Source organism: Mesorhizobium sp. M1182 (assembly GCF_040318335.1).
In the GTDB taxonomy this organism is placed as follows: domain Bacteria; phylum Pseudomonadota; class Alphaproteobacteria; order Rhizobiales; family Rhizobiaceae; genus Mesorhizobium.
Genome location: NZ_JAMYMD010000017.1, coordinates 18247 through 37820 on the forward strand (window position 1 = coordinate 18247; position 19574 = coordinate 37820).

Annotated in this window: 20 protein-coding genes; 7 read left to right on the top strand and 13 right to left on the bottom strand. The window is 61.5% G+C overall.

Annotated features, from left to right (window positions below):
* Nucleotides 1–19: 19 nt before the first annotated feature.
* Nucleotides 20–376: a cupin domain-containing protein gene (locus NKH33_RS19805; protein WP_352819963.1), complete on the bottom strand. Its 357-nt coding sequence runs from the start codon at nt 374–376 to the stop codon at nt 20–22.
* Nucleotides 377–657: 281 nt separating this feature from the next.
* Here NKH33_RS19805 and petA point away from each other — a divergent pair, with 281 nt between their 5' ends.
* From petA to NKH33_RS19825, 4 genes are all read left to right on the top strand, one after another.
* Entirely contained in the window at nt 658–1218 is a 561-nt protein-coding gene (gene petA, locus NKH33_RS19810) for a ubiquinol-cytochrome c reductase iron-sulfur subunit (RefSeq protein ID WP_352921111.1), read from the top strand.
* Nucleotides 1219–1234: 16 nt separating this feature from the next.
* A complete protein-coding gene (locus NKH33_RS19815; protein WP_352541008.1) occupies nt 1235–2536 on the top strand; it encodes a cytochrome b in 1302 nt (433 codons plus the stop codon).
* Nucleotides 2537–2625: 89 nt separating this feature from the next.
* Nucleotides 2626–3498, top strand: a complete 873-nt coding sequence (locus NKH33_RS19820) for a cytochrome c1 (RefSeq protein WP_352541009.1) — start codon at nt 2626–2628, stop codon at nt 3496–3498.
* Nucleotides 3499–3711: 213 nt separating this feature from the next.
* Nucleotides 3712–4257, top strand: a complete 546-nt coding sequence (locus tag NKH33_RS19825; RefSeq protein ID WP_352469734.1) for an adenine phosphoribosyltransferase — start codon at nt 3712–3714, stop codon at nt 4255–4257.
* Nucleotides 4258–4303: 46 nt separating this feature from the next.
* Here the strand turns inward: NKH33_RS19825 and NKH33_RS19830 are convergent, their stop codons facing one another.
* The 10 genes from NKH33_RS19830 to NKH33_RS19875 all read right to left on the bottom strand — a co-directional run bounded on the left by NKH33_RS19830 (nt 4304) and on the right by NKH33_RS19875 (nt 13112).
* The gene (locus tag NKH33_RS19830; protein WP_352921114.1) at nt 4304–4774 is read right to left on the bottom strand and encodes a MaoC family dehydratase; all 471 of its coding nucleotides are present in this window, start codon (nt 4772–4774) and stop codon (nt 4304–4306) included.
* Nucleotides 4771–5232, bottom strand: coding sequence for a MaoC family dehydratase (locus tag NKH33_RS19835; RefSeq protein WP_352921116.1), 462 nt, complete (start codon nt 5230–5232; stop codon nt 4771–4773). The genes NKH33_RS19830 and NKH33_RS19835 overlap by 4 nt, the downstream gene beginning before the upstream one ends.
* A 133-nt stretch (nt 5233–5365) precedes the next feature.
* On the bottom strand, nt 5366–6340 hold the full coding sequence (gene corA / locus NKH33_RS19840) for a magnesium/cobalt transporter CorA (RefSeq protein WP_352469737.1): 975 nt from the start codon (nt 6338–6340) through the stop codon (nt 5366–5368).
* A 217-nt stretch (nt 6341–6557) separates the two neighbouring features.
* Nucleotides 6558–7661, bottom strand: a complete 1104-nt coding sequence (gene ychF / locus NKH33_RS19845; RefSeq protein ID WP_352469740.1) for a redox-regulated ATPase YchF — start codon at nt 7659–7661, stop codon at nt 6558–6560.
* Nucleotides 7662–7738: 77 nt separating this feature from the next.
* Nucleotides 7739–8302, bottom strand: a complete 564-nt coding sequence (locus tag NKH33_RS19850) for a hypothetical protein (RefSeq protein ID WP_352921118.1) — start codon at nt 8300–8302, stop codon at nt 7739–7741.
* 3 nt (nt 8303–8305) lie between these two features.
* Complete coding sequence (pth, locus tag NKH33_RS19855; RefSeq protein ID WP_352921120.1) at nt 8306–9031, bottom strand: aminoacyl-tRNA hydrolase; 726 nt, start codon at nt 9029–9031, stop codon at nt 8306–8308.
* A gap of 23 nt (nt 9032–9054) precedes the next feature.
* The gene (locus tag NKH33_RS19860) at nt 9055–9699 is read right to left on the bottom strand and encodes a 50S ribosomal protein L25/general stress protein Ctc (protein ID WP_352469743.1); all 645 of its coding nucleotides are present in this window, start codon (nt 9697–9699) and stop codon (nt 9055–9057) included.
* Between the two features lie 223 nt (nt 9700–9922).
* Entirely contained in the window at nt 9923–10429 is a 507-nt protein-coding gene (locus tag NKH33_RS19865; RefSeq protein ID WP_352819919.1) for a DUF2938 family protein, read from the bottom strand.
* 420 nt (nt 10430–10849) lie between these two features.
* The gene (locus tag NKH33_RS19870) at nt 10850–11530 is read right to left on the bottom strand and encodes a response regulator transcription factor (protein WP_352921123.1); all 681 of its coding nucleotides are present in this window, start codon (nt 11528–11530) and stop codon (nt 10850–10852) included.
* Nucleotides 11508–13112 (bottom strand): sensor histidine kinase, encoded by a 1605-nt coding sequence (locus NKH33_RS19875; RefSeq protein ID WP_352469745.1) that lies wholly within the window; start codon nt 13110–13112, stop codon nt 11508–11510. The genes NKH33_RS19870 and NKH33_RS19875 overlap by 23 nt, the downstream gene beginning before the upstream one ends.
* A 262-nt stretch (nt 13113–13374) precedes the next feature.
* Between NKH33_RS19875 and NKH33_RS19880 the strand changes: the two genes are divergently transcribed.
* Together NKH33_RS19880 and NKH33_RS19885 are read left to right on the top strand one after the other, a co-directional pair.
* Entirely contained in the window at nt 13375–14745 is a 1371-nt protein-coding gene (locus NKH33_RS19880; protein WP_352819921.1) for an SLC13 family permease, read from the top strand.
* A 1-nt stretch (nt 14746) separates the two neighbouring features.
* Nucleotides 14747–15937, top strand: a complete 1191-nt coding sequence (locus tag NKH33_RS19885; RefSeq protein WP_352819922.1) for a glycerate kinase family protein — start codon at nt 14747–14749, stop codon at nt 15935–15937.
* Between the two features lie 142 nt (nt 15938–16079).
* Here NKH33_RS19885 and NKH33_RS19890 read toward each other — a convergent pair whose 3' ends face one another.
* A complete protein-coding gene (locus tag NKH33_RS19890) occupies nt 16080–17330 on the bottom strand; it encodes an MFS transporter (protein ID WP_352469748.1) in 1251 nt (416 codons plus the stop codon).
* Between the two features lie 128 nt (nt 17331–17458).
* Here NKH33_RS19890 and NKH33_RS19895 point away from each other — a divergent pair, with 128 nt between their 5' ends.
* A complete protein-coding gene (locus NKH33_RS19895; RefSeq protein ID WP_352770932.1) occupies nt 17459–18340 on the top strand; it encodes an AraC family transcriptional regulator in 882 nt (293 codons plus the stop codon).
* A gap of 99 nt (nt 18341–18439) precedes the next feature.
* On the opposite strand, the gene NKH33_RS19900 is transcribed toward NKH33_RS19895, so the two are convergent.
* Entirely contained in the window at nt 18440–19375 is a 936-nt protein-coding gene (locus NKH33_RS19900; RefSeq protein ID WP_254819191.1) for a ribose-phosphate pyrophosphokinase, read from the bottom strand.
* Nucleotides 19376–19574 lie beyond the last annotated feature (199 nt).

Below are 19574 nucleotides of genomic sequence, written 5' to 3' on the forward strand. Positions count from 1 at the left end.
GGAACTGGTTTGAGAAGCGTTATTCCAGCCACTCGGTGATGAAGCTGCCGTTCTCGTGTATGTCGGTGGTTTCCAGCGGGCCGGGCCCGACATTGGTGAATTTGTGCGGCGTGTTCGGCGGTACGACCAGGATCTGGCCGGCGGTGGCCTCGATCTGCCGGTCGCCGACGGTGAACAGGCCGGTGCCGGTCCGGATAATAAAAATCTCGCAATAGGGATGGCTGTGCAGCCTGGGGCCGCCGCCGATCTCGGGCAGGTAGTTGAAGATCAGGCAGCTGCGGGAGCCGTAAGCTCCGCCTTGCAGCTCGCCCTGCCAGTGGTCGGGCCAGCGGTCGGGCGCTTCGGCCCATTTGCCGCGGTCTATGACATGCGCCATAGGCCGAGGATAAACCGGGCCAGCGCCAGCTGTCGAGGCGAACGCAGCCATTTGGTTTTGCTGCTGTTTTCCAATCGTTCCGCCGTGCGAATTACGCCCCCGCGACAATCTGCCCTTGTGCCTTCACCCGTCTGGACAAAAACAGGCTTCACGCATAAACCCAAGTCCCAAATGCCGGAGGAATTCGCTAGCCTGTTCGCCATGCGCTGTCGGGCCGGCGCGATTGAGCGGGGAACAAGGCTCGGCCGCCGGCACGGAAGAGGCGAAAGGATCAGGCACCCGTGAGCGCAACCGACACCCAGGATCCCAACCGTCGTGATTTTCTCTACGTCGCCACCGGCATGGCCGCAGTGGTCGGCGCGGGCGCCGTTGCCTGGCCATTCATCGACCAGATGCGCCCGGATGCCTCGACGCTGGCGCTCGCCTCGGTCGAGGTCGACGTCTCCTCGCTGACGCCGGGAATGTCGCTCGTCGTGAAGTGGCGCGGCAAGCCGGTTGTCGTGCGCAACCGCACCGAAAAGGAGATGAAGGACGCCGAGGCGGTCAATCTCGCCGAACTCAAGGATCCAATTGCCCGCAATGCCAACCTGCCGGCCGACGCGCCGGCAACCGACGCCAACCGGACCACGCCGGGCAAGGAAGCCTGGATAGTGATGGTCCAGGTCTGCACCCATCTCGGCTGCATCCCGCTCGGCCAGGAAGGCGATTTCGGCGGCTGGTTCTGCCCATGCCACGGTTCGCAATACGATACGGCCGGCCGCATCCGAAAGGGACCGGCGCCGGAGAACATGGCGGTGCCGGTGTTTCAATTCGTTTCCGACACCAAGATCCGTATCGGCTGAGGCAAGGGATATTTCGATGAGCGAGGGACACTCGACCTATACGCCCAAGACCGGTATCGGACGCTGGTTCGATTCCCGCATGCCGCTCCCGCGGCTGGTCTATGACAGCTTCATCGCCTATCCGGTGCCGCGCAACCTGAACTATGCCTGGACCTTCGGCGGCATCCTTGCGCTTATGTTGGCGGCGCAGATCCTGACCGGTATCGTGCTGGCCATGCACTATGCGGCCGACAGCACTCTCGCCTTCGATTCGGTCGAAAAGATCATGCGCGACGTGAATTCGGGCTGGCTGCTGCGCTACCTGCATTCGAACGGCGCGTCGTTCTTCTTCGTCGCCGTCTACATCCATATCTTCCGCGGGCTCTACTACGGCTCCTACAAGGCGCCGCGCGAGCTGCTGTGGATCCTCGGCTGTATCATCTACCTGCTGATGATGGCGACCGGATTCATGGGCTACGTGCTGCCCTGGGGCCAGATGAGCTTCTGGGGCGCCACCGTCATCACCGGTTTCTTCACCGCCATACCTCTGGTCGGCGACTGGATCCAGCAGCTTTTGCTCGGCGGCTTCGCGGTCGACAATCCGACGCTGAACCGCTTCTTTGCGCTGCATTACCTGCTGCCGTTCATGATCGCCGGCGTTGTCGTGCTGCACATCTGGGCGCTTCACGTCGTCGGCCAGAACAATCCGACCGGCATCGAGGTCAAATCGAAGACCGACACGCTCGCCTTCACGCCTTACGCGACCATCAAGGATGGGTTCGGCATGATCGTGTTCCTGTTCGTCTTCGCCTATTTCGTCTTTTATCTGCCGAACTATCTCGGCCATCCGGACAATTACACCGTTGCCAACCCCCTGAAGACGCCGGCCCACATTGTGCCGGAATGGTACTTCCTGCCGTTCTACGCGATCCTGCGCGCTATCACCTTCAATATCGGGCCCATCAACTCCAAGCTCGGCGGCGTGCTCTGCATGTTCGGCGCGATTGTCATGCTGTTCCTGGTGCCGTGGCTCGACACCTCGAAGGTGCGCTCGGCAGTCTACCGGCCCTGGTACAAGCTGTTCTTCTGGCTGTTCGTGGCCGACGCCATCCTGCTCGGCTGGCTGGGCTCGCAGCCGGCCGAGGGCAGCTATGTATTCATGGCGCAGATGGCGACGCTGTTCTACTTCGCCTTCTTCCTGGTAGCGCTGCCGGTGCTCGGGCTGATCGAAAAGCCGCGGCGGCTGCCGAACTCGATCACCGAGGCGGTGCTCGAGAAGAACAAGGGCGGCGGTGGACATCCTGCCGGCGCCACGACCGCGCCGGAAACCAAGGGCTGAGCATGATTCCGAAAAGTGGAAACCGGTACTCGGACAAGGTCATGCTCGAGACGGTGACGGCGCGTCAGAGAATCTCAAGGGGATTTGGCATGAAGAAGATTCTCTCCTCGCTGGCGCTGCTTGGCCTTTTGGCCGCGGGCATGGGTGCCGCAAGCACTGGAGCCAGCGCCCAGGAAGAGGCGCACAATGAGGCGGCGCCGACGCATTTCCCGATACACGAACCGGAGGAAATGGATTGGAGCTTCGCCGGGCCATTCGGCACCTACGACAAGGCCCAGCTGCAGCGCGGGCTGAAGGTCTACAAGGAAGTCTGCTCGGCCTGCCATTCGATGAATTTGGTGGCGTTCCGTACACTGGTGGGCCTTGGCTATTCGGATGCGCAGATCAAGACGCTGGCGGCCGAATATACGATCCATGACGGACCGAACGATGCCGGCGACATGTTCGATCGTCCCGGCAAGCCGTCCGACCATTTCCCGGCGCCGTTCCCCAATGTGGAGGCGGCGGCGGCGGCAAATGGCGGCGCAGCACCGCCCGACATGTCGCTGCTGGCAAAGGCGCGCGGGGTCGAACGCGGCTTCCCGCGCTTCGTCTTCGATATCTTTACCCAGTATGCCCAGGGCGGCCCCGACTACATCCACTCGCTGCTGACCGGCTACGACCAGCAGCCGCCGGCGGGCATGGTCATACCAGAAGGCACGTACTACAATCCGTACTTCCTGTCCGGCGTGTCGCTGAAGATGCCGAAGCCGCTCTCTGACGGCCAGGTAACCTATGATGACGGCGCGCCGCAGACGGTCGACCAGTATTCGCGTGACGTGTCGGCCTTCCTGATGTGGGCGGCCGAGCCACACCTCGAGGACCGCAAGAAGACCGGCTTTCGCGTACTGGTCTTCCTGCTGCTGTTCGGCGCACTGGTCTACCTGACCAAGCGCAAGGTGTGGGCCGGCGTGGCGCACTGAGCACTGCGATTTACGAGAATGCGAGGGCGTCGAAAGACGCCCTTCTCATTGCAGGCATGTCGATTCATCGCTGCCGGCGCAGAGTGGCCCTTTTGCCGGACAATTTTCCGTCAGGCGTCACATGGCGGTAGCCGGACTTAGCTGCACCGGGTTACGATTGGCCCATTCCCTTCACGTCTTCAGCCGAATCTGAAAGGCCCGGAGAGCCGCTTGATGAAATCCTCGCTCGAAGAGACGCTGCTTGCCGCGATCCGCACCATTCCGGATTATCCCAAGCCGGGCATCCTGTTTCGCGACATCACCACGCTGCTCGGCAATGCGCGGGCCTTCCGCCGCGCCATCGACGAACTGGTGCATCCCTATGCCGGCCTCAAGATCGACAAGATCGCCGGCATCGAGGCGCGCGGCTTCATCCTCGGCGGCGCCATCGCCCACCAGCTCTCGGCCGGCTTCGTGCCGATCCGCAAGAAGGGCAAGTTGCCTTCCGAGACGGTGCGCGTCGCCTACAGCCTGGAATACGGGCTGGACGAGATGGAGATGCACAAAGACGGTGTTTCTCCAGGCGAGAAGGTAATCCTCGTCGACGATTTGATCGCCACCGGCGGCACGGCCGAGGCGGCCGTCAAGCTATTGCGGCAGATCGGCGCCGACATCCTCGCCGCCTGCTTCGTCATCGACCTGCCGGACCTTGGCGGCCGCGAGAGGTTAGAGGCGCTCGGCGTACCGGTGAGGACGCTGATCGGGTTTGAGGGGCATTGAGCGTTTCTTCCTTCTCCCCTTCTTGTAGAGAAGGGAAGAACTCCGCTCACTCCACCTTCACCAGCACGGCACTTTCGAATTCGATGACCTTGTCGCCGCTCGAATCGAAGGCCTCCGAGCGGAGCGTCAGCAGCCGCCAGCCCGGTCGCGAGGCGATGGGGCGATGGGCCAGCGCGGTGCGGGTGAAAGTCACGGTTTCCCCGGCATAGACAGGTTTGGGCCATTTGAGGTTCTTGAAGCCGGGCGAGGGACCGAATTCGGGCACCGGCCCGGGACCGGGCCAGCGGGCGACCTCTGCCTCTATGCCAGCCTGGAGGTTCAATTTCATCCAGGTGGCGGCGGTGTGCCAGCCCGAGGCGCAGAGCCCGCCGAATATGCTGTTCCTCGCCGCCTCTTCATCGATATGGAATATCTGCGGATCGTATTTGCGGGCGAACGCCTTGATCGCCTCCGGTTCGAATCGATGCGAACCGAGCGTGACGGTGATACCGATGCAGAAGAATTCGTCGAGGCTCACGCACTGCCCTCGCGGGTGAGGAACATGACGGTGTTTTCGAGCTCGAAAACACCTTCGCCGCGCTGGTTGAACAACTCGCTGCGCATGGTCACCAGGCCAAGGCGGGGTTTCGATCTGGACACTCGCTTGGCAAGGACGGTGGTGCTGCCGGTCAACAGGTCGCCGGCCAGGACCGGCCGTTTCCATTTGACCTGGTCGACGCCCGGCGCGCCCTGGGAGGTCGAGTCGAGCAGGAAGGCATCGCACAGCATGCGCATGAACATGGCGCAGGTGTGCCAGCCCGAAGCCGCCAGCCCGCCGAGGATGCTGGCCTTGCCCGCGGCCTCGTCGAGATGCATCGGCTGGGCATCGAACTCGTTGGCGAATTCTATGATTTCGGCGGCGCTTACCAGCTTGGTGCCGAGGTCGAGCGAAGCGCCCTCGACAAAATCCTCATAAGCCCAGGTTTTTGCGGTCATGGTCTGGAAATCCTGTTCAGGATTGTACGATCGCTACGGGTCCGGGTCCCGGATGCAGGCAGGGCGGCATTTGGTCAAGCAATTTCTATTGCGCCAGCCCGCTGCGCCAAGCCGCAGCGCGGTATTGACGACCCTATAGCCAGCCGCGGCGGCGGAAATACCAGAAGGGCAGGATTGCCGAAAGCACCATCATGCCGATGGCGAAGGGATAGCCAAAGTGCCATTTGAGCTCAGGGATGATGTCGAAATTCATGCCGTAGATCGAAGCGACAAGCGTCGGCGGCAGGAAGATGACAGCGGCGACGGAGAAGATCTTGATGATGGCGTTCTGCTCGATCGAGATCATGCCGAGCGTCGCGTCGAGCAGGAAGCTGATCTTCTGCGACAGGAACGTGGCGTGGTCGGCGAGCGACAGCACGTCGCGCGACAAGGTCTTGATGCGAGCGCGGGTATCCTTGCTCATCCTGCTTTGCGTGGAGGCATGGGCGAGAAAGCCGGCAAGGCGCTGCAGCGAGATTAGGCTGTCGCGGATCGAGGAGGCGAGGTCCTCCTTGCGGCCAATGCCTTTCAACAGCTCCTGGAAGTCGCGGTTGCGCTTGGAAACCTTGGTCGAGCGTGCCTCGAAGATGTCGCGCGAGATCGCCTCGACGTCGCGGCCGGCGCGCTCCAGAATGTCGGCGAGGCGGTCGACGATCGCCTCCAGCAGTCCGATCAGGATGGTGTCGCCGCTGGTGCAGCCGGTCGCCACCTTCTCGGCGCGCAGCGGAAAGGTCTTGAACGCCTTCGGCTCGTGGTAACGCACGGTGATCAGCCTGCTTCCGGCGAGCACGAAGGTGACCGGCGACATCAAGGGATCGTTCACCTCGGTCTGCGCAGGCAGAATGGCGGTCATGAAGTAGGCGCCGTCCTCGACGTAGAGACGGCTCGAGATCTCGATCTCTTCCATCTCTTCGCGGGTCGGAACGGCGATGCCGAGCCAGGTCTCGATTGTCGTCTCTTCTTCCTTTGTCGGGTTGAAGAGGTCGACCCAGACGACAGTGTCGCTGTTTTGCACGAGATCGTCGACCAGGCGCAGGCGATCATTGTCGACGACGAAGGCCTTGATCATCGCCGGGTCTCCCTTGCTGTTGCCAAAGAGCGTTCGTTTGGAGGGGGCGCGTCAGTCACATCGCACGGACACGGGCAGGCGAGGCGCGAGGCCGGTGCAGAGGCCCCTTAGACCCCGCACGATGGCCCGTCAAGCAGCGCAAGAGGCACTGCGACACCCTGCTTTGAAGTTTGTCATCGAGCGACGGCAATGGTGACCATTGGGCTCCCTCGCCGGTTCAGGTGTTGAACTTGAACAGCATGATGTCGCCGTCCTGGACGACATACTCCTTGCCTTCGTCGCGCGCCTTGCCGGCCTCCTTGGCCGCGACTTCGCCGCCTAGCCTGACGAAGTCCTCATAGGCGATGGTCTGGGCGCGGATGAAGCCGCGCTCGAAATCGGTGTGGATGACGCCTGCCGCCTGCGGCGCCTTGGCGCCCTTGTGCACGGTCCAGGCGCGTGTCTCCTTGGGGCCAACGGTAAAGTAGGTGATGAGCTGGAGCAGCTCGTAGCCGGCGCGGATGACCTTGTTCAGGCCGGGTTCGTCCAGACCGAGCGTTGCCAGGAATTCCATTTCCTCTTCGTCCGAGAGCTGGGCGACCTCGGCCTCGATCGCCGCGGAAATCACAACGGTGCGGGCACCTTGCGCGGCGGCCATCTTCTCGACCGCCCTGGTATGCGCGTTGCCGGTGGCGGCATCGGCTTCCGCGACGTTGCAGACGTAAAGCACCGGGTGTGAGGTCAAGAGATTCAGCCCCTGCAGGATGCGTAGATCCTCAGCCGAGATGCCGTTGAGCAGGATGCGGGCGGGCTTGCCCGCCTGCAGCAGTTCAAGCGCCGCTTCCATCATCGGAAGTGCGGTCGCTGCTTCCTTGTCCTTGCCGGCGGCACGCTTGCGGATCTGCACGATGCGGCGCTCAAGGCTGTCGAGGTCGGCAAGCATCAATTCGGTTTCGACGGTCTCGGCATCAGCGACAGGATCGATGCGGCCCTCGACATGGGTGACGTCGTCATCCTCGAAGCAGCGCAGCACATGGACGATGGCGTCGACCTCACGGATGTTGGCGAGGAATTGGTTGCCAAGCCCTTCGCCTTTGGAGGCGCCACGCACCAGGCCGGCAATGTCGACGAACGAGATGCGGGTCGGGATGATCTCCTTCGACTTGCCGATCGCGGCGATCTTCTGCAGGCGCGGATCGGGCACCGCCACCTCGCCGGTATTCGGTTCGATGGTGCAGAACGGATAATTGGCGGCCTGCGCCGCCGCCGTCCTGGTCAACGCATTGAAGAGCGTCGACTTGCCGACATTGGGCAAGCCAACGATGCCGCATTTGAAACCCATTTTTGTCTGGTCCTATCGGGAAATCGAAATTTAATCAGGGCTATGGGCGAAAGCCCCGATGATCGTCAAGGCGCAATTCAATTCAGACGCTGCGCGATGTCATCGGTGCCTATCGCCAACGAACGAACGCCGGACCTGCTCAGTATTTGCAGAAGATGCCAGAACGCGTCGACCTCAGCGGTTCCGAAATCGATGGTCAGTTGCCCCTCGAGCAATTGCGCACTGTGAATGACGTTTCCGACGGTCTCCGATGTTTCACGCTCGCTATCGATATCGAACCAGCCGCGAAACCATTCGTCGAAGAGATCGCCGTCGAGCTCATTTATAGGGAATTTAAAATGAACCTCATCCCACCTGAAAGGTGAGATGAGGACATCCATTCCACCCATCCCGGCGTGAATATCCGGAGAGAATTTCACATAGGAATCGCTGTTGATGAATTGCGGATTTGGCTGTCCGTCATTACTGACGAAATCAACCGCGATGAAATTTCGATAGAAGGAATCGACGTTCGAAAACTTGATTTCGGTCGCATGCGATCCTTGGCTGTTGCGAGCAAGTTCGCCGGCAGCGGTGACGAAATAATCAACATACTTCTGTCTGATGAGACGGACCAATTCCTGAATGTCATTCAGATCCATGGCTCAGTCCTTGCCGCCAAAAAGCTTCTTCAGCATGGCCGCCATCGGGCCGGTTTCGGGCAGCTTGGCCGCCGGCTGCTGCGGCCGCGCCTGGCGGACGTGGCTTTGCGCCTTTGGCGCCTTGGGCGGCGGGCGATCGTCGTCGTCCGTCGGCGTGAGCTTGTCGCGCAGCGCCAGCGTCACGCGGTTCATGAACGAATTGTCGTCGCCCTTGGCAAGCAATCCGGCACCATCGGCGATTGCGTCGAGCAGCACGTCCAGCCATTCGCGGTCGCCCTTGGCGAAATCGCCAAGCACATGGCCGTGCACCATTTCCTTGACGCCGGGATGGCCGACGCCGATGCGCACACGGCGAAAATCCTTGCCGACGTGCTGGTCGAGGGAGCGGATGCCGTTGTGGCCGCCGGAACCGCCACCGACCTTGACCCGCACCTTGCCGGCGGCAAGGTCGATCTCGTCATAAAAGACAGTTAGCGCCGAAGGGCCGAGCTTGTAGAAGCGCAAGGCTTCGCGGACCGCCTGGCCGGACAGGTTCATGAAGGTCTGCGGCTTGATCAGGATCACCTTTTCGCCGGCAAGCGTGCCTTCGGCAATCAGACTCTGGAATTTCTTCGACCAAGGCGAAAAGGAATGGCGGCGGGCGATCGCGTCCGCCGCCATGAAGCCGACATTGTGCCGGTTGTTGGCGTATTTCGCGCCCGGATTGCCGAGGCCTGCAAAGACAAGCATCGTCGCCTCCGGGCGGGAAGGGGTTACTTCTCTTCGGCGGCAGGAGCCGCTTCGGGCGCAGCCGCTTCAGTCGTCTCTTCCGCAGCCTCCGGCTTCATCGCCGAGGAGCCGGCAATGGTCGCGATGGTGAAGTCGCGGTCGGAGATCACCGGCTTGACGCCGGCCGGCAAGGTGACGGCCGAAATGTGGATCGAATCGCCGATATCGGTACCGGTGAGATCGACGGTGATGAAATCCGGGATCGCATTGGCCGGGCAGTGGAACTCGACCTCGTGGCGCACGATGTTGAGCACGCCGCCGCGTTTGATGCCGGGCGACTTGTCTTCATTGATGAAGTGCACGGGCACATCGACGTTGACTTCGGTATCCTTGCCGATGCGCAGGAAATCGACATGGACAGGGAAATCCTTGACCGGGTCGAGCTGAAAATCCTTGGGCAGAACCTGGATCTTGTTGCCGTCGACATCGATCGTGGCGACCGTGGTCAGAAACCCGCCGCCATGGATCTTGTAGTAGATGTCCTTGTAGGTCAGCGCAATCGCCAGGGGAGGCTGCTTGTCGCCGTAAATCACTGCAGGCACTTTACCGTTGCGGCGAACTGCACGGGCGGACCCCTTACCGACCTGTTCGCGCGCTTCGGCCTTGAGCTCGTAAGTATCGTGGCTCATGGCATTTCCTTTCGCGTTGTTCTGGAGCGTTCGCGGCCGGCAACGTGCCGGGGCCGTAAACGTCGAAAGCCGACATAGCTAACGCATGACCTGGTCCGAAAACCGGAATCCACTTTTCGGGATCATGCGGGAAGGCGGCCTTCCGCCGCGTTGCCTCCAAGGGTGTCTACGCGGGTGGCGGCTCTATAGCGGAAGGCGGCGCGAGGTGCAAGCGGGCGGCCCATCAGGCCGGAAGTAGCAATGCCGAAAGCGATGCTGCAACGTACAGCCCAACCCCGAAAGACAGATGGGCCATAAGGCTGCGCAGGCGCGCAGTGCGCGGGTTGGGAACTTTCGAAGCCGCGATGCCGATCCCAAAAGCCGGTTGCATCACGAAGAACGGGCGACGATGGTGCAGACGCCGACCAACAGGGCCGGAAGCACTGTCGGGTGCCGTGCCCAGTCGAGGCCCCACACTCCAATCAGCGCTGCGGCAAATACGATGCCGGTCGCGTAATGCGCACTCCATCCAATGGCGGTATCCAATGGCGGTTTCGCCGCGAACGCGGGCAGCTTGTGCGATATTCGCATGTGCAAAACGTCCATGTGGAAAGTGCCCGATCCAGCGGCCGACCCAGGCGTAATCAAGCGGTGGAATCGCGAACATTCGCTTCAGAAACCATCCGCAGAGGTCCATCAGGGCTGTCGCGCCGATTCCAACGACGGCCGCACGAACAACGAACTCCAACATTTTGGCATCTCTTGTTTCACCCGTGTCGCCTATTGTCGTGGAGTCCAGTGCGTTCTTTCGCCCGACGCCTTGGCAATCCTCAGGGCACGAGGCTGGGCCCCGCGCCGGTTCGAAGGCGGCTTCCCCGACTGGGTGGCTGCAGGCCTGGGGGTAGAGGCCGTGAATTACGAAAGCGGTTAACGGCCGCCAAAATCGGTGTCGCCGCCCAAGCCCGAACACAAATGGAAAGGGGAACCGCGGCGGGTGGAAAGGGGAACCGCGGCGGGGCAATGCCCACGGCGGGTGGACGGCGCGCGCCGGCAGCATGGAAGGGAGCCGATGAACACCTATTCGGAAACAAGCGGTGGAAGCGGCGTTGCGGAAAGAGGAGGTTTCCAGCGAGTGGCGAGAACGGTGCGATAAAGAGTTTCGCTCTACCTTCTATGGCTTCCGCTCGACCAGCATGTAGCCGATCCCACGAACTGTCTGAATGCTGGCCGATGCATCCGGCCCGAGCTTCGCACGCAGATAGCGAATGTATACCTCCACGATCTTCGTCCCGGGTTCGAAGCTGTATGACCAGACATTGTTGAGGATGCGCTCGCGGCTAACCACTTTCCCCGCGTTGAGCATGAGAAAATGCAGAAGGTCGAATTCACGTCGGGTAAGGCTGATTTCCCGGTCGCCGTCCGCAAAACGACGAGCGCTCGTGTCGAGATTGAGGCGGCTCACTCGAAGCAATTGTCGATCCACTGCACCCTGACGGCGTCGGCGCAGCGCGTCAATCCTGGCCACCAGTTCATCAAACGCAAACGGTTTCGTCAGGTAATCGTCGGCACCGCCCTTGAGCCCATCTACGCGATCCTGAATTGTCTCCTTCGCGGTCAGCATCAGGATGAGAACCAGCCACTGCTCCAATCGCACGATCCGGCACAGCTCAAGGCCGTCCAGGTAGGGAAGCAGACGGTCCAGGATCACGAGATCGAATGGATCCGTACGAATAATGGCTAGTCCCTCGCGACCGTCCTCCGCGACACTCACGTGGAAGCCTTCGGCCTCCAACCCCCGGCGGAGAAAGTCGGAGACACGCCGGTCGTCTTCAACGATCAGGATTCGAATCATGGGTGCGATGTACCAGCGGCAGTCTGATTCTGAGGAGGGTTCCCGAAGGCTCAATTCCTTCAAGGCCGATTGTGCCATTGTGCCCGTCTATAATCTCCTTGGCGATCGCGAGGCCAACACCAAGGCCGTCGGCTGCGGACCTCCCGCCGACACGCCCGCGATAATATCGGTCAAACACGAACGGGAGATCGTTGGCATCGATCCCTGAACCGTTGTCGCGGATGGCGATCTCAAGCATTCCATGACGCTCAGCCATCTCGACTGCTATTGTCTGATACGGCTTTGAGTACTTTATGGCGTTGTCGAAGCCGATCAGCAGCGCTTGCTTTAGGCGCTGGGCGTCACCCCGAATGAGGCAATGGTCTGGGTTGAGCGACAGGTCAACGGATATCTGCTTGGGACCTGCGAGTACGGAAGCCTCCTGAACGGCCGCCTTCACAACCTCACCGGTATCGATGTTGCGCAAGGAGAACCTGAAATTTTCAGCTTCGGAGCGGGCGAATGCCAGAAGGTCCCCCAGGTTGCGAGCCATATCTTCAGCGCAATTGCGGATTCGGCTCAGAGCTTCGCGGTAAGATCGAACACGCGGTTGGCCGCGGAGGGCAACGTCGGCCTCTCCGCGGAGAATCGTCAACGGCGTGCGGAGTTCGTGGCTTGCCTCCGCAAAAAATTGTGTGCGTCGGCTATCGATCGCTCTCAGTTGCTCATTGGCTTTCCGCAGTTCACGGGTGCGCAACTGAACCTCCGCCTCCAAGCGGTCCTGTACCGAAATCAGAGCAGCACGTTCGATCTCGAGAGCCTCGGCCATGCTGTTGAAACTTCGCGAGAGGGAAGCGAACTCGTCGCGTCCGGTCGCGGAAACGCGATGGTCGAGCTTGCCTGCAGCGATGGCTTTGGCGCTTTCGTTCAGTTCACGCACAGGTGTGGCGATTGATCGTCGCAGGACCAGGCCGAACCCCAGACTGCCCAGCATGAGCAACGCAGCGAAGCCGCCGGTCAGCAGCAGCAGCCGCCATTGTGCGCCACGGACGCCGGCGAGTTCCTCTCCAACCTCCCTGCGCTCATCGTGCAAAGCGGCTTCAATCATTTCTTCAAGATCGTTCTCTAATCGGTGCTCCACATCGTTGCGGAAGGCGTCTACGATGCCCTTTGGATCCCCCTTTGTTCGCTGGCTGAACAGTCGCTGGGCGGCCCGATCGATCGCCTCAAACAGCGCCTTGACGCGACCGACGAATCTGAGTTCGGCCTCCTCCTGGCGTCTATCGCTCCAATATCCGAGAGCACCGAGTTCCTCGCGAGTGGCGCCCTCCAGCTTGTAGAATCCGGATTTCACTGCTTCTCGTGCCGCTTCGAAATCCGGCATTTGCTCGGGCCCAAGCAGCAAGACTTCAGCGAGTTGCTCGGTGTAATTGTTGGCTTGCCCATTGAGTTCGGCGAGCGCCTCGAACCGCCCGTGGACGCTGTCGATTCGGCGGACGAATTCCTCTGTCAGCTGGAGTGTTGCGAATGCCAGTCCTGAAATCAGTCCGACAAGGGCGAGAATGACGATTTGAAATAGGAAGATGCGGCCTCGAACGGTCATGCGGTAATCCTGCCGGCGATCGGATAATGCCTCTCACCAAATTCTAACCGGAGCCCTCGCAAGCGTCTAATCGGAACCTCCTAAGTTCGAGCGGAGGGTGTGCGACGCCCTCATCGCCACGTTGGCGGCGAACTAGACGAGGTTTCGGTTGGCACAAGTAGATTTTCGGACCGACAGTGACGCCACCCTTCGGGAAAGGACACCGCCGGTGCTCTGGCCGATATGGCGAGCCGCACTGATCGGAACCTGTGTATCCCTGTGTGTGGCCATCATTGAATTCGGCCTCTCCGCGCTCCCGTCCGACGCCCGGCGAGCGCTCGAGATCCTGCTTGTCGCGATCATCGGGTGGACCCTGACGCCGTTCGACGACACCTTCGTTGCGATCGCCGCCGGGCTGGCAATGGCGCTGCTGGTCAACCGTGATCCAGGCGCGCTGTTTCATGCGCTCGGCGATGAGTTGATCTGGCTATTGCTTGCCTCCTTCATGTTGGCGGCCACCTTCAAGGCGAGTGGGGTCGCAGATCGCGTTCTCGGCCTCGTGACGGGGCGCATGCGATCGGTTCGCGCAATCGCCTATTCCTTGACGGCCGTCATGATCGCCACAGCCTTCGTCATTCCGTCGACCTCAGGTCGCGCAGCTTTGATGATCCCCGCCTTTCAGGCGATCGCGGGACGCTGTGGAAGCGCCCGGTTGCGAAGGGCCTTCGCGCTGCTGTTCCCCACTGTTATCCTGCTCTCGGCCATTGCATCGCCCGTCGGCGCCGGTGCCCATCTGCTGGCGATCGAAATGGTCGGCCGCCTCTCGGGTGTGAAAGTAAGCTATCTGGAATGGATCGCTTTCGGCCTGCCGTTTGCGGCCGTAAGCACCTTCCTTTCGGTCGAATGCCTGCTCCGGCTTTTCCTGTCGCCGGTCGAACGGCGGATGACCCTTTTGCAGCCAACGACGGTGACTAGTGGCGGTGCCGGATTGGCACGGCAGCCGATACTCTGGATCGCCGGCGGGGTTGTCACCGCGTGGCTGACCGAACCTGTCCACGGACTTGATGCCACCGTTGTCGCTCTTGGCGGCGCTCTCTTGGCCACACTTCCTAGAGTAGGCTCCGTGGCGTTTGGCGATGCAATCAAGAGTGCGGAGTGGAAGCTGCTCTTGTTTCTGGCGGCGACGATCTGCTTGGCAGACGGCCTGACGGCATCAGGCCTCAATCGGTGGTTGATCGAGACGACTGTCGATCCGCTGCGCGGCACCGGCTTGGGTCCGTTGGCGCTTATCTCCTTATTAGCCTTGCTTGGGCTTTTCAGTCATCTCGTGATCCACAGTCGCACGGCGCGTGTCTCGGTGCTGCTGCCCCCGGCGCTGATGCTCGCATCGACAGCGCGGCTCGACCCTCTCCTGGCAATGTTTGTCCTCGTCTCGGCGACCGGCTTTTGCCAAACCCTCGCGATCTGCGCGAAACCGGTGGCGCTTTTCGCGGGGGTCGACGAGGAAGGCTACGGCCCGAAAGACCTCGCCTTGCTCAGCTCAATCCTGCTGCCGATGCAGTTCATCCTCATCGTCGTGTTCGCGGTCACCGTGTGGCCAGCCACCGGAGCCCTGCTCAACACGCTCCATCTGCAACTTGTTGGAGAGCCGTAGAATGTCGAAAAAGAAAGGATTGACGAAACGAAGACGGCTTCGAGTATTGGTCGCACCCTCCGGCTTTAAGGAGAGCCTCGGCGTTCGTGATGTCATCGCTGCATTGGCGCGCGGCGTTCGCAATGCCGTTCCGACAGCAAAGATCCTGGGCCTTCCAATGGTGGATGGCGGCGAGGATTTTACGCGGACCCTTGTTGAATTGTCTGATGGCGAGCTGCATTCCGTCACAGTGACGGGACCGGTGGGACAACCCGTGGCGGCCAATGTCGGTTTTCTCGGGCGAAGAAAGAAACGGACTGCAGTTCTGGAAATCGCGGCGGCTGCCGGGCTCCGGCTCGTCCCCACTGACATGCGTGACCCGACCCGCACTACAAGTTATGGGGTTGGTGAGTTGATTCGTTTTGCGCTCGATCTTGGCGCGGAAAGAATTCTGATCGGCTGCGGTGACTCGGGTGTCAACGATGCAGGAACCGGCATGGCCCAAGCATTAGGCGTGCGTCTGCTCGATGGCGGCGGCCGTCCCATTTCGGGGAGCGGCTCGGCCCTCTCATCGCTAGCTCGTGTCGATCTTTCCAGTCGTGATCATCGCCTTTCGAATGTTCGTGTCGACGTCGCGGTAAATCCCTACAACATGCTGCTCGGCGAGAGAGGCGTCGCTCGGGTGTTCGGCCCGCAAAAGGGTGCAACACCTGATCAGGTGGTTTTGCTCGAGCAGGGCATGGAAAATGTCGCTCACGTCGTTCGCCGCGACCTCGGCGTCGACGTGACGCCGCTTGTCGGCGGAGGAGCTTCCGGGGGACTCGGCGCCGGACTTCACGCCTTTGCTGGAGCCCGGCTGCATCCGCGCTTCGACCTGATCCTGCGGTATATGGATCTCGATCATCGGCTGTCAAACGCCGACATCGTCATGACAGCCGAGGGTGGCCTGGATGGTCAGACGAGCTTTGGAAAGATACCAGCCGAGATTGCCCGGCGCGCGAAACGTCACAATCTGCCCGTCATCGCCTTGGCCGGAACGATCGGAGCAGGTGCAGAGGCGACCCACGACATCGGCATCGATGCCTTCTTCAGCATTCTGTGCCGACCGTGTTCCCTCGAAGACGCGATCCGTGACGCCGACACGCTGCTGGCGAACGCTGCCGAGCAGGCATTCCGGCTGATGCGGGCGACGCGTGCTTTCAAGCTCAGATGACGGAGCGTGTTTCAGATGACGGAGCGTGTCAGCCAATGGCCGCGATGTCGCTAAGCGGCGGCCCTGACCGGCTCGAAGTCTATGTCGAGAACCGAATTTCGCGCTGCCCGGTGGGCGGGGAAGCCGAAGTCCAACCCAAACTTCACCCGATCGTGGTCCCCGCCTTGAGCTTCCTCGCCTCCTTCATGTTGGGAAGAAAAACCGTCAGCAGCCCGAGCAGCGGCAAATACGAGCAGACCTGGAAGACGAAATCGATGCCCTTCATGTCGGCGACGACGCCAAGCACGGCGGCCGCGATGCCGCCCATGCCGAAGGCGAAGCCGAAAAAGATGCCGGCGATCATGCCGACCCGGCCGGGCACCAGTTCCTGCGCGAATACGACGATGTTCGAGAAGGCCGAGGACAGGATCAGGCCGATCAGCACGGTGAGAACCATTGTCCACTCGAAATTGGCGTAGGGCAGGGCCAGGGTGAAGGGCAGCACGCCGACGATCGAGAACCAGATCATCGCCTTCTGTCCGTAGCGGTCGCCGAACGGGCCGCCGAGCAGGATGCCCAGGGCCGAGGCGCCGAGGAACAGGAACAGCATGACCTGCGACATCTGCACCGAAACGCCGAATTTATGGATGGCATAGAAGGTGTAGTAGCTGGACAGGCTGGCGATGTAGGCGTTCTTGGTCAATACCAGCAAGGTCAGCACCGCCAGCGCGCCCAGGACCTTGCGGCGCGGGAAAGGCGAAACGAAGCCTGCCGCTTTGCGGGTGCCCTGTGCGGCGCGCAGGCGGCTGTACCAGCCGCCAACCTGCCACAGCACGATGATGCCGATCAGCGAGCCGCCGGCAAACCAGGCGATGCTGGTCTGGCCGAAGGGCACGACGATGAAGGCTGCCAGCAGCGGCCCCATCGCCTGGCCGAAATTGCCGCCGACCTGGAACAGCGACTGCGCAAGACCGAACCGGCCACCGGAGGCGAAGCGGGCGATGCGCGAGGATTCCGGGTGGAAGATCGCCGAGCCGATGCCGATCAGCGAGGCGCCGATGAGGAGCAGCGAGTAATGTCCGGCATAGGCCAGCACGACCAGCCCGATCAGCGAAGAAGCCATGCCGTAGGGCAGCGAATAAGGCATCGGCCGCTTGTCGGTAATCATGCCGATCACCGGCTGCAGCAAGGATGCCGTCACCTGGAAGGTAAAAGTCAAAAGGCCGATCTGCCAGAAATCGAGACCGTAATTGTCCTTCAGCAGCGGATAGATCGCCGACAGCAGCGACTGCATGATATCGTTGATGCAATGGCAGAAGCTCACCGCCAGGATGACGGTGAAGGCCGTCGCCTGAGCTGAAATGTGGCTGGCCGCTGCCGGCTTGGCGTCGGCGGTTGCTGTGGTATCGGTCAAGGCAGGCTCCGTGGTCTTTTTGGCGGGCGCTCCCGCAGGCGGTCTTATAGGGCGCAGCCTTATACGTTGCTTGTCACGCGACTTCTTTCGTGGTTTGGTCCAATAGTTTCGCAAGTGGGCCATAGCTGATGCCGCATGGCAGGGAAATGTTCAGAGCGGGCGACACCGATCTCGGGCTGTTGCATGAGCGTCGCTGGCAATGGCTGGAAGAGGCCGTCGGGCCGGCAGTGGCGCTGCCGACCGAATATCCGGACGGCTACCATGTGCCACGGCACCATCATAGCCGCAGCCAGTTGCTGCACGCGCTGGTCGGTGTCGTGCTGGTGACGACGCGGCATGGGCGCTGGATGGTGCCTCCGGACCACGCGATGTGGATCCCCGCCGGCACCGAACATTCCGTCGAGATGCTGGGCGACGTCAGCATGCGGTCCGTCTATGTGATGCCGGAGGCCATTCCCGGCCTGCCGGACGGGTTGCGTGTCGTCGGCATCACCGACCTGATGCACAGCCTGATCGTGGAATCGGAAAAGCTGCCGCAAGGCGCCGAGCTGAAGGGGCGGGGCGGACTGATCATGAAGCTCCTGCTGCACGAAATCCCGAACCTGCCGGAACGGCCGCTCGGCCTTCCGTTCCCGTCCGATGCAAGGTTGGCGACGCTGTGCCGGCGCTTCGTCTCGGCACCGTCACCGCATGCGACGATCGACGAGTGGGCCGCTATCGTCGGCATGAGCCGCCGCTCTTTCACCCGCGCGTTCCACCGCCAGACCGGATTGTCGCTGTCGACCTGGCGTCAGCAGGCCTGTCTGTTCGCGGCGCTGCCACGGCTGGCCGACGGCGAGCCGATCACGAGGGTGGCGCTCGATCTCGGCTATGACAGCGTGCCGGCGTTCATCACCATGTTCAAGCGCATGCTGGGAGCCTCGCCACGCGGTTACATGCGGGGCGCCCGTGATGCTGGCGAAGGTGTGCGACGAACAAGTGGTCCGGCTCGGCCTGAGGCGCAGCCCTGAAGGGCGTCGCGTTCGACCGGCCTCATGCGACGCGCTTTGGGTTCTTGTTGTATGCATGTCGTTATCGCAAAACCGCTGCACAGTTTTGCGCGACACGCATTAATCGAACAGGCTCGACACCGATTCCTCGGTCGCCGTGCGCGAGATCGCCTCGCCCATCAGTTCGGCGATGGAGATGACGCGGATATTGGCGGCGTCCAGCACTGCCTGGGTCGGCTGGATGGAATCGGTGATGACCAGTTCCTGCAGTTTCGAGGCGCCGATGCGGGCGATGGCGCCGCCGGACAAAACGCCATGGGTAGTATAGGCGGTCACACTGGTGGCGCCATCGGCAAGCAGCGCATCGGCCGCATTGCACAGCGTGCCGCCCGAATCGATGATGTCGTCGATCAACAGGCAATCCTTGCCGCGCACGTCACCGATGACGTTCATGACTTCCGATTCGCCGGGGCGCTCGCGGCGCTTGTCGACGATGGCAAGCTGGGCGTCGATGCGCTTGGCGAGCGCGCGGGCGCGGACCACGCCGCCGACATCCGGCGACACCACCATGACATTGGCAAGCTGCTTGTATTTCGCCTTTACGTCGCGGGCCATGACCGGCACGGAAAACAGATTGTCGGTCGGGATGTCGAAGAAGCCTTGAATCTGGCCGGCATGGAGATCCAGGGTCAGCACCCGGTCGACGCCCGCCCTCGTGATCATGTTGGCGACCAGTTTGGCCGAGATCGGTGTGCGGCCCGAGGCACGGCGATCCTGCCTGGCATAGCCGAAATAAGGAATAACCGCAGTGATGCGCTTGGCCGAAGAGCGCATGAAGGCGTCGATCATGATGAGCAGTTCCATCAGATGATCGTTGGTCGGGAACGAGGTGGACTGCAGGATGAAGACGTCCTCGCCGCGCACATTCTCCTGGATCTCGACGAAGATTTCCTGGTCGGCGAAGCGCCTGACGCTGGCCTTGCCCAGCGGAATGTTGAGGTAGCGGGCGACTGATTCGGCCAGCACCCTGTTGGAATTGCCCGCGAAGAGCTTCATGCACCGTTCCTGGCGAAGGATTGAGAGACTCCGATAGCACTCCAGCCTCTTAGTCGGGCTTTTAGCGGCCCGCGCCGGTATTGCAAGCGTCGTGAATGGGAATCCGCCGGCTAATCTCAATAAACGCTTACGGCTTGACGATGCCGCGATAGGTCCACTTCGATGCCGACGGAATCGGGGATAGCTCTATCTTTCAGTC

What these genes read in the sequence shown, in the direction of transcription:
- ychF (WP_352469740.1), bottom strand. Translation starts at nt 7,661, where the DNA reads ATGGGTTTCAAATGCGGCATCGTTGGCTTGCCCAATGTCGGCAAGTCG.
- NKH33_RS19875 (WP_352469745.1), bottom strand. Translation starts at nt 13,112, where the DNA reads ATGACCGTTCGAGGCCGCATCTTCCTATTTCAAATCGTCATTCTCGCC.
- NKH33_RS19835 (WP_352921116.1), bottom strand. Translation starts at nt 5,232, where the DNA reads ATGACCGCAAAAACCTGGGCTTATGAGGATTTTGTCGAGGGCGCTTCG.
- NKH33_RS19820 (WP_352541009.1), top strand. Translation starts at nt 2,626, where the DNA reads ATGAAGAAGATTCTCTCCTCGCTGGCGCTGCTTGGCCTTTTGGCCGCG.
- NKH33_RS19860 (WP_352469743.1), bottom strand. Translation starts at nt 9,699, where the DNA reads ATGAGCCACGATACTTACGAGCTCAAGGCCGAAGCGCGCGAACAGGTC.
- corA (WP_352469737.1), bottom strand. Translation starts at nt 6,340, where the DNA reads ATGATCAAGGCCTTCGTCGTCGACAATGATCGCCTGCGCCTGGTCGAC.
- NKH33_RS19825 (WP_352469734.1), top strand. Translation starts at nt 3,712, where the DNA reads ATGAAATCCTCGCTCGAAGAGACGCTGCTTGCCGCGATCCGCACCATT.
- NKH33_RS19805 (WP_352819963.1), bottom strand. Translation starts at nt 376, where the DNA reads ATGGCGCATGTCATAGACCGCGGCAAATGGGCCGAAGCGCCCGACCGC.
- NKH33_RS19870 (WP_352921123.1), bottom strand. Translation starts at nt 11,530, where the DNA reads ATGATTCGAATCCTGATCGTTGAAGACGACCGGCGTGTCTCCGACTTT.
- NKH33_RS19895 (WP_352770932.1), top strand. Translation starts at nt 17,459, where the DNA reads ATGCCGCATGGCAGGGAAATGTTCAGAGCGGGCGACACCGATCTCGGG.
- NKH33_RS19815 (WP_352541008.1), top strand. Translation starts at nt 1,235, where the DNA reads ATGAGCGAGGGACACTCGACCTATACGCCCAAGACCGGTATCGGACGC.
- NKH33_RS19885 (WP_352819922.1), top strand. Translation starts at nt 14,747, where the DNA reads ATGTCGAAAAAGAAAGGATTGACGAAACGAAGACGGCTTCGAGTATTG.
- NKH33_RS19900 (WP_254819191.1), bottom strand. Translation starts at nt 19,375, where the DNA reads ATGAAGCTCTTCGCGGGCAATTCCAACAGGGTGCTGGCCGAATCAGTC.
- NKH33_RS19865 (WP_352819919.1), bottom strand. Translation starts at nt 10,429, where the DNA reads ATGTTGGAGTTCGTTGTTCGTGCGGCCGTCGTTGGAATCGGCGCGACA.
- pth (WP_352921120.1), bottom strand. Translation starts at nt 9,031, where the DNA reads ATGCTTGTCTTTGCAGGCCTCGGCAATCCGGGCGCGAAATACGCCAAC.
- NKH33_RS19850 (WP_352921118.1), bottom strand. Translation starts at nt 8,302, where the DNA reads ATGGATCTGAATGACATTCAGGAATTGGTCCGTCTCATCAGACAGAAG.